The 14072-nt window shown below is 74.8% G+C and carries 8 protein-coding genes and 1 pseudogene; 3 read left to right on the forward strand and 6 right to left on the reverse strand.

Annotation, left to right across the window (positions count from 1 at the left end):
- Nucleotides 1–25: 25 nt before the first annotated feature.
- Entirely contained in the window at nt 26–2011 is a 1986-nt protein-coding gene (locus tag ECOMGDLI_RS30860) for an FAD-dependent oxidoreductase (RefSeq protein WP_088320650.1), read from the forward strand.
- A 12-nt stretch (nt 2012–2023) separates the two neighbouring features.
- Here the strand turns inward: ECOMGDLI_RS30860 and ECOMGDLI_RS30865 are convergent, their stop codons facing one another.
- Both ECOMGDLI_RS30865 and ECOMGDLI_RS30870 read right to left on the reverse strand, forming a co-directional pair.
- Complete coding sequence (locus ECOMGDLI_RS30865) at nt 2024–2470, reverse strand: YciI family protein (protein ID WP_088320651.1); 447 nt, start codon at nt 2468–2470, stop codon at nt 2024–2026.
- Nucleotides 2471–2572: 102 nt separating this feature from the next.
- Nucleotides 2573–3754: a PLP-dependent aspartate aminotransferase family protein gene (locus ECOMGDLI_RS30870; RefSeq protein WP_233153696.1), complete on the reverse strand. Its 1182-nt coding sequence runs from the start codon at nt 3752–3754 to the stop codon at nt 2573–2575.
- 129 nt (nt 3755–3883) lie between these two features.
- Here ECOMGDLI_RS30870 and ECOMGDLI_RS30875 point away from each other — a divergent pair, with 129 nt between their 5' ends.
- Nucleotides 3884–5584, forward strand: a complete 1701-nt coding sequence (locus tag ECOMGDLI_RS30875) for a phospholipase D-like domain-containing protein (protein ID WP_088320652.1) — start codon at nt 3884–3886, stop codon at nt 5582–5584.
- 42 nt (nt 5585–5626) lie between these two features.
- On the opposite strand, the pseudogene ECOMGDLI_RS30880 reads toward ECOMGDLI_RS30875, so the two are convergent.
- From ECOMGDLI_RS30880 to ECOMGDLI_RS30895, 4 genes and pseudogenes are all read right to left on the reverse strand, one after another.
- A pseudogene (locus ECOMGDLI_RS30880) lies at nt 5627–7600 on the reverse strand (primary-amine oxidase).
- Between the two features lie 132 nt (nt 7601–7732).
- Nucleotides 7733–11236, reverse strand: coding sequence for an FAD-dependent oxidoreductase (locus ECOMGDLI_RS30885; RefSeq protein ID WP_143448047.1), 3504 nt, complete (start codon nt 11234–11236; stop codon nt 7733–7735).
- 5 nt (nt 11237–11241) lie between these two features.
- A complete protein-coding gene (locus tag ECOMGDLI_RS35055; protein ID WP_158221221.1) occupies nt 11242–11706 on the reverse strand; it encodes a Crp/Fnr family transcriptional regulator in 465 nt (154 codons plus the stop codon).
- Nucleotides 11703–13457, reverse strand: coding sequence for a serine/threonine-protein kinase (locus tag ECOMGDLI_RS30895; RefSeq protein ID WP_088320655.1), 1755 nt, complete (start codon nt 13455–13457; stop codon nt 11703–11705). The genes ECOMGDLI_RS35055 and ECOMGDLI_RS30895 overlap by 4 nt, the downstream gene beginning before the upstream one ends.
- A gap of 189 nt (nt 13458–13646) precedes the next feature.
- Here ECOMGDLI_RS30895 and ECOMGDLI_RS30900 point away from each other — a divergent pair, with 189 nt between their 5' ends.
- Entirely contained in the window at nt 13647–14063 is a 417-nt protein-coding gene (locus tag ECOMGDLI_RS30900) for a VOC family protein (RefSeq protein ID WP_088320656.1), read from the forward strand.
- The last annotated feature ends 9 nt before the right edge of the window (nt 14064–14072 follow it).

Raw genomic sequence — 14072 nt, forward strand, 5'->3', positions numbered from 1 at the left:
CCGCCCGCTGCCCATGATGGCCACCATGACGACCGACGCCCGGTTCCCCCGCCTGTTCTCCCCGCTGCGGATCGGCCCCGTCGAGCTGCGCAACCGGATCGTCTCGTCGGGGCACGACACGGTCATGGCGCAGGACGGCGTCCCCGGCGACCAGCTCGTCGCCTACCAGGAGGCCCGGGCGCGCGGCGGCGTCGGGCTCGTCGTCGTCCAGGTCGCGGGGGTGCACGCGTCGGCGCAGTACACGAGCCACGTGCTCATGGCGGACGACGACGCCTGCGTCCCGGCGTTCGCGCGGCTCGCCGAGACGGTGCACGCCCACGGCGCCAAGGTCTTCCAGCAGCTGTTCCACGACGGGCGCGAGCTCATGGAGTCGCCCGACGGCACGCTCCCCGTGGCGCTCGCGCCGTCCGCCGTCCCGAACGAGCGGTTCCACGTCATGCCGCGGGCGATGCCGCTCGGCCTCGTCCGGGAGATGGTCGCCTGCTACGCCGCGAGCGCGCGCCGGATGCGCGAGGCCGGCTACGACGGCGTCGAGGTCGTCGCGTCGCACGGGTACTTGCCGGCGCAGTTCCTCAACCCGCGGACGAACCTGCGCACCGACGAGTACGGCGGGGACGACGAGGGCCGGCTGCGGTTCCTCCGCGAGGTGCTCGAGGGCGTCCGGGCGGCGGTCGGTCCGGGGCTCGCGGTCGGGGTGCGGATCTCGGTCGGGGAGGAGTCCGGCGAGGGGCTCACGGCCACCGAGGCGCTCGACGCGTTGGGGCGCCTGGACTCCGCGGGGCTGCTCGACTACGTCTCGGTCGTCGCCGGGACGTCGGCGACGCTCGCCGGCTCGGACCACATCGTGCCGCCGATGACCCGCGCGGTCGGCTACACGGCCCCGCTCGCCGCGCAGGTCAAGGCCGTCGTGGGGGTTCCGGTCGTCGTCGCCGGCCGGCTGAACTCCCCGCAGGACGCCGAGCAGGTGCTCGCCCGCGGGGACGCCGACGCGACCGTCATGACCCGGGCGCTCATCTGCGACCCCGAGATGCCGGCCAAGGCCGCGTCGGGCCGGCTCGAGGAGATCCGGGCGTGCATCGGCTGCAACCAGGCGTGCATCGGGCACTTCCACGCCGGCTACCCGATCTCGTGCATCCAGTACCCGGAGACGGGCCGCGAGCGCACCTACGGCCTCCGGGTGCCGGCCCGTGAGCCGCGCGACGTCGTCGTCGTGGGCGGCGGGCCCGGCGGCCTCAAGGCGGCCGCCGTCGCGGCCGAGCGCGGCCACCGGGTGACGCTCTTCGAGGCCGGGCGGCGGCTCGGCGGCCAGGTGCTCCTCGCCCAGGAGGTGCCGGGGCGGGCCGAGTTCGGCGGCGCCGTCGGCAACCTCGCCGGCGAGGCGCAGCGGGCCGGGGTGAAGGTCATGCTCGGCACGACGGTGGACGCCGCGATGCTCGCCGACCTCGCCCCGGACGTCGTCGTCGTCGCGACCGGGGCCCGGCCCCGGGTGCCGGCCCTCGACCTCGTCGACGCCCCCGTCGTCCTCACCGCCTGGGACCTGTTCCGCGGCACCGAGGTCCCCCGCCCGGCCGACGGCCGCCGCCGCGTCGTCGTCGCCGACTGGCGCTGCGACTGGGTCGGCCTCGGCGCGGCGAACCTGTTGGCCGGCAAGGGCTGGAAGGTCACCCTCGGGGTCACGGGCTACCACGCCGGGCAGCGGCTCCAGCAGTACGTCCGGGATGACATGCTCGCCCAGGCGCACCGGCTCGGCGTCGACGTCGTCCCGCTCGTGCGGGTCTACGGCGCCGACGCCGACTCGGTGTACCTCCAGCACGTCCTCACCGACGAGCCGGTCGTCGTCGACGGCACCGCGGCCCTCGTCCTCGCCCAGGGCCACGACGCCGTCGACGGGCTGCTCCGCGAGATCGAGGACGCCGACGCCTTCGAGGTGCACGCCGTCGGTGACTGCCTCGCCCCGCGCACCGTCGAGGAGGCGGTGCTCGAAGGGCTGCGGGTCGGCAGCGCCCTGTAGCCCGGCTGCCGCCTACCCCGCGCTACCCGCCTGCTGGGCGTAGGCGCGCATCTCCTCGACGTCGTCCGGCGCGTCCTCGGTCATGATCCGCCGCACCTGGACGGGCTGCTGGAGCGGACGACCGCCGCGGCCGGGCACAGCCGAGACGCGGGCCGCGATCTCCACGGCCCGCGCACGGTCCGGGACGTCGACGATCTGGTAGCCCGCGACCCACTCCTTGAACTCCGCGAAGGGGCCGTCGGTGACGACCGGTGCGCCGATCCCGTCGGCCGTGACGACCACCGAGAGGTCCGGCGGCGAGAGCACGTCCGCACCGACGAGCTCGCCGCTCGCGACGAGCTCCTCGTTGAGCGCCCGGTAGTGGTCCAGGTGCGCCGCGACCTCGTCCTCGGTCCAGCGCTCGATCGGGGTGTCGTCGACCCCGGGCCGGAAGTCGACGATGAGCAGGTACTTCGGCATGGTGTCCTCCGTCGTGGTGATGGGTGCCGGTCGTCCGTGGGACGGAGCCGACGTCGCGTTCTCGACATGCCCACCCGGACGCCGCCGACGCGCGGCGGCCCGTCAGCCCCCGAGCACCGCCCGGAGCGCACCGTCGAGATCGGCCCACAGGTCCTCGACGTCCTCGATGCCCACGGAGAGGCGGCAGAGGCTGGGGCCGACGATCGCGGCGTCGCCGGCCCACCGGGCCCGCCGCTCGATGAGCGACTCGACACCGCCGAGGCTCGTCGCGTGGGCGACGAGGCGCAGCCGGGCGAGGAAGTCCTCGGTCTGCTCCGCCGTCCCGTCGACGTCGAACGACAGCATCGAGCCGTAGCCGCCGGTGAGCACCCGGGTGGCCCGCTCGTGGCCCACGTCCGCCGGGAGCCCCGGGTAGTTGACCTTGCGCACCAGGGGATGGGCGTCGAGCCGGCGGGCGAGCTCACCCGCGGACGCCTGCGCCTGCGCGAGCCGGACGCCGAGCGTACGCAGGCCACGGACCGCGAGGAACGCCTCGAGCGCACCGGGGATCGCCCCGTGGTCGTGCCGGTGGGTCGCGAGGAACGCCGCGTGCTCCGGGCTCGCGCACACCGCGGCCCCGAGGAGCAGGTCGGAGTGGCCGCCGAGGAGCTTGGTCGCGGAGTGCATGACGATGTCGGCGCCGAGCGCGAGCGGCCGCTGCCGCAGCGGGGTCGCGAACGTGGCGTCGACGACGCTCAGGGCGCCGCGCTCCCGGGCGCCGGCCGCGATGGCCGGGACGTCGGCGACCGCCATGAGCGGGTTCGCGACGGACTCGACCCAGACGACGTCCGCACCGTCCGCCGCCGCGAGCACGGCGTCGGTGTCGCCGGGGGCCGCCCGCCGGACCGTCAGCCGGCCGTGCGCCTCCATCCGCTCGAAGACGTTCCGGACGCCGTAGTACGCGACCGTCGGGAGGACGACGACGCCACCGGTCGGCACGAGGTCCGCGATCGCGGTCGCGGCGGCGAGGCCCGAGGAGAACGCCACCGCCGTCCCGCCGTCGAGCGCCCCGAGCGCCGTCTCGAACGCGGACCACCCCACGTTGCCGTCGCGGCCGTACGCGACCTGCGTGTCGTGGAGGTACGTCGCGCTGAGGTGGATCGGCGGGTTGACCGGCGCCCCCGGCGCCCGTGCGGGCCGGCCGGCCTGGACGGCGACAGTGCCAGGCGACCAGGCCGGGTCGAGGGCGATGTGGGCGGGCGGCGCCCCGGCGGGCTCGGAGGTCATGGCGGGCTCGGTGGTCATGGCGGCATCCTGCCGGACGACGGCCGCCGTCCGGCGTCGGCTGGGACGTACGTGCGCCGCCGCGTGCGGCCTCCGCGGGAATAGGGTGCTCGTCCGGGCTCTCGTCACCACGCGTTCGGAGGTCGTCCCATGAGGTCGTCCAGCACGGTCGGCGGGCTGACCGTCCACGCGGTCGCCGGCACCCACGCGGTGCTCCTGGGGTTCGACCTGGTCGACCCCGCGGGGTGCCTCGGGTTCGGCGTCCGCCGCACCGACCACACCGAGGACGAGACCTACTGGCTGCGCGGGCTGAAGACGTTCGCGAGCCTCGTGCCGCACCCCTCGCCGGGGATGGACTTCTCGCTGCGCGACCACCCCGTGCAGGGCTTCCAGTGGGGCGACTACACCGCCAAGCCCGACCACGAGTACACGTACGACGTCGTCGCCTGGCAGGGCGCGCCGGGGGCGCTGCAGCCGCTGCTCCAGGCGTCGGTGCGGGTGCGGACCGAGCCGGAGGACGACGGCACGCACGGGGTCTGGTTCAACCGCGGCGTCGCCGGGTCGCAGGCGTTCGCCAAGCGGTTCGGGCACTGCAGCCCGCCGACGGGTGCGGACGAGAGCCATCCGGCGTTCGCGTGGCTGTCCCGCGGGCTCGCGGAGGCGTTCCTCGCCTTCGTCGGCCGGGCGAACGGGCCGGAGTGGGGGCTGCGCGGCGCGTTCTACGAGTTCACCTGGGGCCGTGGGCTGCAGGCATTGGCGGCGGCCGCGGCGGCCGGTGCCGACGTCGCGCTCGTCGTCCACGGCCGCGACAAGGACTCCGACGCCGCTACCGCCGCCGGCAAGGACACCGACCGGACCGCGGCGGACAACCGGACCGCGGTGACCGCCGCCGGCCTCGACCCCGTCGTCACGTGGCGGACGGCGCCGCTGCGGTCGGCGTTGCAGCACAACAAGTTCCTCGTGCTCACCCACCAGGGGCAGCCGGTCTCGGTGTGGACCGGGTCGACGAACCTCACCCAGGGCGCGCTCTTCGGCCACCTCAACGTCGGCCACCTCGTGCACGACCCGGTGGTCGCCGGGCAGTTCCTCGACTACTGGGCGCTCCTCGCCGACCAGACGAGCACCACCGCTGTCGCCCGGCAGTGGACCGAGACGCGGAACCCGGTCGACCCGGCGCTCCCGCCGCCGGACGGCGTCACCGCGGTGCTGTCACCGCGCGGCACGAAGAGCCCGCTGCTCGACTGGTACGCGCGGACGTTCGACGCGGCGACCGACAGCGCGCACATCACCGGCGCCTTCGGGCTGCACAAGGTCTTCCGGGACGTCCTCGCCCGGGACCGGGACGTCGTCCGGACCGTGCTCCTCGACAAGCGGCCGCCGCGGGACACCCCGGTCCCGGCCACGGACCCCGACGTCCGGACGTCGTGGGGCGACTACCTGCAGCACGCGACCCTCGAAGGCTGGGCGGACGAGCAGCTCACCGGCTTCAACACGTGGGTGAAGTTCGTGCACACCAAGGTGATCCTCGTGGACCCGCTCACCGACTCCCCCACCCTCTTCACCGGGTCGGCGAACTACTCGGACAACTCGACGACCGACAACGAGGAGAACACCGTCGTCGTCCGCGGGGCGGCCGCCCGCCGCGTCGCCGACATCTACCTCACCGAGTACCAGCGGCTCTTCATGCACTTCGTCTTCCGCAACTGGGCCACCCTCGACGCGAACGACCCCGAGGCGATCACCGCCGGGGCCGGGCACCTCGACGAGACGTCCGGCTGGACGGAGCGCCACTACCGGCCGGGCGGCTGGCGCGAGCGGCAGCGGCGCACGTTCGCGCGGACCGGTCGCTGACCCGGTCCGCGCGATCCGTGCGTCCGTCCGTGACGCGCGACCTCAGTGCTCGCAGGCGCAGGCGCCGTTGCCGTTGCCGTTGCCGGACGCGCAGTGCGCGGCGCCGTGCGGCGTCGGTCGCGGCGCGTTCAGGGTCGGGTTGCGGTCGAAGAAGCCGAACGGCTGGAGCGCGAAGCCGACGTGGGAGCGCGGCATGACCGGCCAGTCCTCGAGCCGGACGACGTGGTGCATGCCGAACGAGTACCAGACGACGAGGTCGGTGTCGGCGATCGGCCGGTTGGCCGCCGTCCAGGCCGGCAGGCCGTCGCCGCCCCGGCTCTGGTTCGGGTACTCGCCGGCCGCGTGCCGCTCGTTCCGGTCGTACGCCGTGACCCAGAGGTTCTTCGTCGCGAACGCGGCCCGCTACGCGACCGAGGACTGCGGCCCGGCGGCGAGGGTGATCGCGTCGGACGGCACGAGCTTGTAGGCGACCGGGTCGCCGACGACGTTGCGCCGTCCGTGGTTGACGACCTTCCAGAAGCGGTGCTTGGAGGCGTCCGCGACCCGGATCGCGTCCTGCTCGCGCTCGAGGAGACGGTCCACGGTGTGGAACGCGCTGTGGTGCGGGTTGTCCTCGGGGGTCACCGTCTCGACCTCGTAGACGGCGTTGCTCTCGCCGTCGAGGTCGAAGTCGAGGCGCATGTTGAACATGTGCTGGTGGATCGGGCCGTAGAGCCCGTCGTTGTTGAGGGGCTGGCCGTAGGGCGTCCGCTCGCCCGGCTGCTGCGCGGTCGTCGAGAGGATGCCGGTCGCCTTGACGAGGAACTCGATCGTGCCGTCGAGGTAGAGGTGCCAGTAGAAGCCGTACTCGTAGTTCGCGACGGTCGCGATGAACGAGATCACGAGCTTGCGGGAGCGGCGCACCTCGCTCGACCCGGTGCGGAAGTCGTAGTGCTTCCAGAGGATCGAGTCGTCCTCCTCGTGCATGCAGATCGCGTTCTTGATCGTCAGCGGTGCGCCGTGGCTGTCCGCGACGAGGCCGTCGAAGTACCGGATCTCGCCGAGGCAGTCGCAGCCGAGCTCGAGGGAGTTCGCGAGCGCACCGATGTTGTACTCGCCGGCGTCGAACGCGTTCTTGCGGTACTGCACCGTCGTCGGGTCGCCGTACGGCACGACCATCTCCGACAGCGAGACCCGGTGCAGCACCGAACGGTCCTCGCCCTTGTCGGTGAACCGCACCTGGTGGAGCACGAGGCCCTCGCGGGCGGTGAAGCCGATCCGGAACGACCAGTCCGCCCAGCGGACGTGGTTGCCGGTGACGACGAACGACGGCCCCTCCGGCTGGACGACCTCGATCGGCCTGAGGTCCGTGCGCGCCGGCCCGACGTCGGCGGGGAGGTAGTTGTCCTCCTGCCGCGGCACCGGGATGAGCGGCCCCTCCTCGACGCGCACGACGGTGCCCGCGTTGAGGTCGTAGATCACGACGAGGTCCTCGGCCGGGTGCGCGTACGGGTTGTCGTCGGCGCGCATCCGCGCGTAGACGAGCGCGCGGAGCAGGCGCCGGCCCTCGTCGTCCACGCCGTAGTAGCCGGCCGACCAGGGCTCGATGCAGACGAGGTCCAGGTCGGTGAGCCCGCGCCGGGCGAGCGCCTTGACGACCCGCGGGTCGGCCTTGCAGTTGACCTCGCACTCCTCGAACTCGTCGAGCATGATCGGCGGCTGCCCGACACCCTCGACGCCGTGCCAGTCCTCGACGGTGCCGCGGCCCAGGTCGACGACGGCCTCGTAGGCCGCGCCGTCCGCGCGGTCGATGAGGACGACGGCCGCCTCGCGCGGGCAGGCCGCCAGGTCCCCGGCGAGCGCGGCCTTGCCCGGCTCGCGCAGGACGACGCCCGCGAACCGGAAGGAGTCGGCCGCGGCCGGCCCGGCCTTGAGGACGGCGACGGCGGCGGTGATCTCCTCGGCGCTCAGCGGGTCGAGCGGGTGGGAGACCGAGAGCGCGTCGGGCGCAGCGGTGACCAGGGCTTCGGCGGACATGCGGACCTCCGGGGGCGGGTTGCGCTGACGGTAAGCCCCGTGATGGCCGCTGCCAAGGCCTGGACGTGAACGCCGTGTGAGACGGAGGACGAATCCGCGGGCCGGATCAGGTCACCTGCGCGACGACCTCGGTCACGAGCCCGCGAGGACCTCGAACCTCCCCGCGGCGAGCGCGTCGCGCAGCGGACCGACCGGCGTCCGGCGCCGGACGGCGTCCAGGAGCACCGGCGCGTCCGTCGACCGCCCGAGCACGACCGCACCGGCGAGGGCTCCGCCGCGGACCTCGAGCCGGACGTACTGGAACCGGCCGGGCCCGGCGACGACGACAGGCTCGTCGTCCGGTCCGGTCGGTGCCGGCGCAGCGGGCGCGGGCAGAGCGGTCAGGTCGATGCCGACCCCCTTGAGGACCAGCGGCGTCGGGGACGGTACGTACCGCAGGTCCGCACCCGTCGCGTTGGCGGCCGCCACGGTCGCCTGCTCGACCGCGACAGGCCACAGGCCCGGCACCTGCCCGGCGTGCTCGACGACGTCGCCGGCGGCGTACACGTCGGCGGCGCTCGTGCGCATCCGGTCGTCGACGACGACCCCGCGACGGACGGTCACCCCCGCCTCCCGGGCGAGCGTGGCCTCCGGCACGATCCCCGCGCAGACCACGAGCAGGTCGGCGGCCGGCGAGCGGCCGTCGCCCAGGGTGACGCCGCTGATCCCTGGCGAGAACCCTGGTGCCGCCGGACCGGCCGACACCCCGACCGCCTCCGCCTCGGTGAGGACCTCGATGCCGAGCTCCTCCAGGTAGCCGGCCAGCAACGCCGAGCACTCCGCGTCGACAGCGCGGTGCAGCAGCCGCGGGGACCGCTCCAGCACGGTCACGGCGAGGCCCAGCTGGTGCAGTGCGTACGCGGCCTCCAGCCCCAGCAGACCGGCCCCGGCGACGACGGCCCGCCGGGCCCCGTGCTGCTGCGCGTAGGCCCGGACGTCGATGGCGTCGGCCGCCCGGCGCAGCACGAACGTGCCGGGCATCCCGAAACCCTCGATCGCGGGGACGGCCGCGGCGCTGCCGGACGCCAGGACGAGGCGGTCGTACTCGAGCCGCTCGCCCGTCGCGAGCACGACGGTGTGCCCGGCCACGTCCAGCTCCCGCACGCGGGTGTTGAGCCAGGAGGTGATCCGCCGCCGCTGCGCCCACGACTCCGGCTGCAGGTAGAGACCCTGCATCGCGGAGCGGCCGTGGATGAGCCGGGTGATCGCCATCCGGTTGTACAGCGGGTGCTCCTCGGCGCCGACCAGGTGGATCTCGCAGTCCGGCAGCCGGCGCCGGACGACGTCCGCCGCCGTGACGCCGGCGACGCCCTGGCCGACGACGACGACGCGGCGGACGGTGGGGTCGGCGTCCGGTGCGGGGCTGCTGCCCGTGGTGCTCCCGGTGCGCTCCGGCGCGTCGTCCGCGGCGACGTCCGGGGTGAGCGAGACGACGCAGTCGCCCCGCACCTGCGCGCAGCAGGCCAGCCGGGTCGCACCGGCGTAGCCGAGCCGTGCCAGCGTCGCGGCCTCGTCGGGGCCGACCGGGCTCAGGGCGTCCGCGCCCTCGAGCACCGCGACCGGGTCGGCGCCGCACACCCCCATCCGGCACCCGGCCTCGATCGGCAGCCCGTCGGCCTCGGCGACCTCGAGCAACGTGCGGCCCGGCTCGACGGCGACCCGCCGGTCCTGCGGCGAGAACCGGACCTGCGGGCGGGCCGTGACCTCGGCGACGACCCCGGCGACGACCCCGGCGACGACCCCGGCCGCCGCCGCGCCTGCTGAGGTCGTCGCGGCCGAGGTGCTCGCTGCCGGGGCCGGTGCGGACCTGGCGACGAACGCCCGCTCGAGCCGAGTGGTCCGCCACCACCAGAGCGCCGCGAGGACGCCGCCGCCCGCACGCACCGGCCAGACCGCCGCCGCGACGTCCACGCCGGTCAGCCGCTCGACCGTCGCGGCGACCGGGACGGCGGCGAAGCCGTAGAAGAGGCCGAAGCCCGTCGCGGCGAAGGCCGCGACGACAGCACCGGTGCGGCGTCGCAGGATCGCGTCGAGCGCGAAGAGCGCACCGGCACCGGCCAGCACATGGAGCCCGAACCGCCCGTACATCTCTGCGACGCCGATCGCCGGGGGCGCCGGGATGGTGAAGTAGCCGACGACGAGCCCGGGAAAGGCGCCCGCGAAGAGCTTGCGCGGCGCGCTCCAGGCCGGGTCGGGGTCGCGCAGGTCGGAGGGGTACGCCGCCCGCGGGTTGAAGTCGTAGCAGTTCTTCGTGCACCCGACGCACGGGCGGCAGTGGCTGTTCGGGACCAGCACGAACGGCGTCTGGCCGTAGAGCCGCTGCAGCGGCAGGAGCGGGCAGACGCTCGAGCACCACCCGCTCTTGCCCTTGAGCAGGAACCCGCCGGCGGACGCGGCGAGCAGCGTGGCGAGCAGGAGTGCCGCGAGCGCCGGGCCGTTGCCGTTGAACAGGACCTTCCGGCTGGCGACGATCGTGACGAAGGCGCCGGCGGACAGGGCGAACCCGTGGTCGACGAGCCACTGCGGAGCAGGCAACCCCCGTGTGACCTGCAGCAACCGGGACATCTGGTTGCCGGCCGCGAGCGGGCAGACGTTGCGCCACGCGCCGGGCGCGACGAAGAACACGAGCGGCAGCACCGGGACGACGAGGTTCCAGAAGACGAAGAGGCCGTCGGCCGGGCGCGCCACGAGCAGCGCGCAGACCGCGAGGTACGTCGCGACGCTCGCGGCCCGGACGGCGCGCCAGACCACCTCTGGTACCCGGGAACGCTGCTGGACGTAGGGCGCGAACGGGTCCGGACGGCGGACGGCAGACAGCCCCAGGGCGACGGTCGCAGGTGCGGGTCCGGCCGGTGCCGGTGCGGGTGCCGGGTCCGTCACCGGGGGCAGGGGCGGCACGGAGACGTCCCCGGGCGGCATCGCGTCGTCCAGCAGGACGAGCACCGTGTCGCCGAACCCCAGGTGGGCACCCGGCGGGACGACGGTCGGCCCGGTGAGCCTGACGCCGTCGAGCGTGGTCCCGTTGCGACTGCCCAGATCGGCGGCGACGGTCCCGCCAGGGGTCAGCGTGAGCCGCAGGTGCCGCCGGGACACCGTCGGGTCGTCCACGACGACGTCCACGTGGTCACGTCCGAGGTCGGTGACCGGGCCGAGGTCGAGGGGTCGCCGCGTGCCGTCGGGCAGCCGGAGCACCGCGCGTCGCCCGGTGGGGCCGGCCGCGACCGCGGCGGACCCGAGACCCGGGCGTGCCCGGGTCGTCGTCCGGTCGTCCACGTCCGCACCGGCGTCGCCCGGCACCTCGACGACCTCGATCCGGCTGTCGCCGACGTCGATGACGTCCCCGGGGCGGACGGTCCGGCTGCCACGCAGCAGCGTGCCGTTGACCCGGGTGCCGTTGCTGCTGCCGAGGTCGGTGACCACGAGCCGGCCCGAGACCGTCGACAGCAGCAGGTGCCGCCGGCTCACCCGGGTGTCCGGGAGCCGGTGGACGCCGTCGCCGCGGCCGAGCACCAGCGCCCCGGTGACCGCGAGCCGTTCCGGAGCCTGCCCGGGCGCACGGACCTCGACGACCGCGACCGAGGCGCCGGTCGTCGTCACCGTGCTCACCGGGCGGCCCGGGCTGCGAGGACGCGGGCCAGGTCGAAGAGCAGGAAACGGCCGATCCCCGGCTCGCGCGCCGCGAGCGTCTCGAACTCGACGAGTCCCAGGCGCAGGACGACGCTGTCCGTGACGGCGACGACAGGACGCGGTGCCGCTGTCCCGTCGAGGAAGCAGCGCTCGCCGAACACGGCGCCCGGCCCGCGTTCGGCGGCCGGTCCGGTGCCGTCGCCGGCCTCGCGGAGCAGCCCGGCGAGGACGATGTGCAGGGCGCGGTCGGCCTCACCCGCCCCGAGCGCCGTCGCCCCGGCCCGGATCCGGCGGGGCGGGGCGACACCGACGAGCAGTGTCCAGTCGGCCGCCGGCAGCGAGGAGAGGAACCCCGCGGCAGGCGCGGGCCCGGATGCGGGCCCGGATGCGTGCCCGGACGCCACGCCGGGGTAGGCGAAGAACGCGGTCGGCTCGCTCACGGCAGCAGGGTGAAGCCGCGTTCGAAGTCCGTCGGGAACCGGTCGCTGCCACCGCCCAGCCACCAGACGTCTTTGCTGCGGTACAGCACCGTGTACGTGCGGTCCCTTCCGCTGAAGGCCACGACCCGGGCATGGGTCAGGACACCGTTGCGCTGCCAGGTGAACTCCCACTGCGCGGCCGGCCGCCCCGCGTAGGTCCACCGATCGGTGAGCGAGACGCGCTCGTAGCCGTCGGCGGAGTGCGCCGCGGCGAAGGTCTTCTCGAGCTTCTGGACGGTGGCCCACGGGTCGGCGGCGGGCATGCTGCGCACCTCGAACGCCGACGCGAACATCGTGTCGTTCCAGTCGACGAACGTCGACGCGCCCACGGTGACGACGTCCCAGCCGCTCGGGACGGCGATCGCGTATCCGCCGTCGGTGTTCGTCGCCGACAGCGTGAAGCGCGGCAGGTTCTGCCCGGCGGCCGCGATCGTGCTGGACCGGGCCGTCCGGGCGCCGGGTCTGCCGGCCGGACCGTTCGCCAGGTCGTCGAAGCCCGACGGGTCGGAGACGGCGGCAACGGGGTCGGGGACGGCGGCGACGGAGGAGACCGGCCCGGCCTCCTCACCGGTCGCCCGGCCTGACGTGGGGCCCGGGTCCGCAGCCGCTGCCGGGCTCCTGCCCGGCGGCGCGTCGTCCTGCCACGCGCGGAGGGCGTCGGCCCCCAGGACGGCGGTGACGGCCACCGCACCCGCCGCGAGAACGAGCAGCGCCGCACGACGACGCCTGCTGCGGCGTTCGGGCCGGCCGGCGTCGGCACGGCCGGGCTCCGCGAGGACGGGTCGGGCGGGCTCCGCCAGGACGGATCCCGCAGGGCCGGGCCCGGTGACCGCCGCGGGGGCGGCAGGCTGGGTGAGCTCGACGGTGCGCGCGCCCTGCGTGCGGTCCTCGGCCCCGCTGTCGCCCGACGCGAGGCCGAGCAGGGTCCGCAGGACGGCCACGCCCGGCCGGTCCGCCGGGTCGCGGACCAGGGTCGCGGAGAGCATCGGGGTGAGCGGACCGGCCAGGACGAGCGGATCCGGCGGCAGGCACAGCAGGGCAGCGACGACTGCCTGTGCGCTCTCGCGGTCGTAGGGCGGGCGCCCCTCGACGGCGAAGTAGAGCGTCGCCGCGAGCGCCCACCAGTCCGCCGGCGGACCGACGGTCTCGCCGGTCGCCTGCTCGGGCGCCATGAACCGTGGCGAGCCCATCGTCGTCCCGGGCCGGGTCAGCTGCGGATCGCCCTGGAGCGAGGCGATCCCGAAGTCCGTGAGCTTGACGCGGTCGTCGGGCAGGAGCATGACGTTGCTCGGCTTGACGTCCCGGTGCACGATGCCGGCGGCGTGCGCGGCGCCGAGGACGTCGACGAGCTGGAGCCCGATCGCCGCGACCCGCTGCGGTGCAAGGGGCCCGTGCATCCGGACGAGGTCCCCGAGGGTAGGGGCGTCGACCAGCTCCATGACGATGGCGCAGCGGTCGCCCTCCTCCACGACGTCGTGCACGGTCACCGCGTGGGGATGGTTGAGACGCGCGGCGGCGCGCGCCTCCCGCGCCCCGCGGGCGAGGACGTCCTCGCCCGGGTCGGCAGTGGCCGACCTCTCGACGACCTTGACCGCGACCTGCCGGGACAGCACGGTGTCCTCCGCCCGCCAGACACTGCCCATCCCGCCGCGCCCGATGAGGTCGGCGAGCTGGTAACGCCCACCGACAACCCGGTGCCCGGGCCCGCCCATCCGTACCCCCGACCAGTCGGCGTCGTCCGGGCCAGAGACTAGATCAAGAACCGGAAGGTCGTCACGGCCCGGCCGGCGGTCGCAACCGTGGCGCTACCGGGTGTTCACGTCAAGGGACCTGACCCCGCCTCGCGCCGGGCGACGCCTCCTGGACGGGCGGCACGTGCAGCAGGTGGCAGCATCGGCCGCATGCCGGTCCCCCCGCGCGCCATCGCCCACGTCCGACTCACCGTCACTGACATCGGTCGGTCCCGCGCCTTCTACGACGACGTCTTCGGGCTCCCCGTCGTGTACGAGGTACCGGACGACGCCGACGAGACGACCCGTGCGCAGCTGGCTTTCCTCTACGACGGCGTGATCTACGCTCTGGGGGACTCGCTGCTCGGGCTGCGGCCGGTCGCCTCGGACTCGTTCGACGAGGACCGCGTCGGCCTGGACCACGTGAGCTTCTCCGTCGGCTCCCGCGCCGATCTGGACGACGCCGCCGCCGTGCTCGAGCACCGCGGGACGCCGCACGGCGGCGTCAAGGACATCGGCGCCGGGTACATCCTGGAGTTCCGTGACCCGGACAACATCGCGCTGGAGCTGTTCGCGCCGAAGGCCTGAGCGCCGGCC

Source organism: Kineosporia sp. R_H_3 (assembly GCF_002198675.1).
Classification (GTDB): domain Bacteria; phylum Actinomycetota; class Actinomycetes; order Actinomycetales; family Kineosporiaceae; genus R-H-3.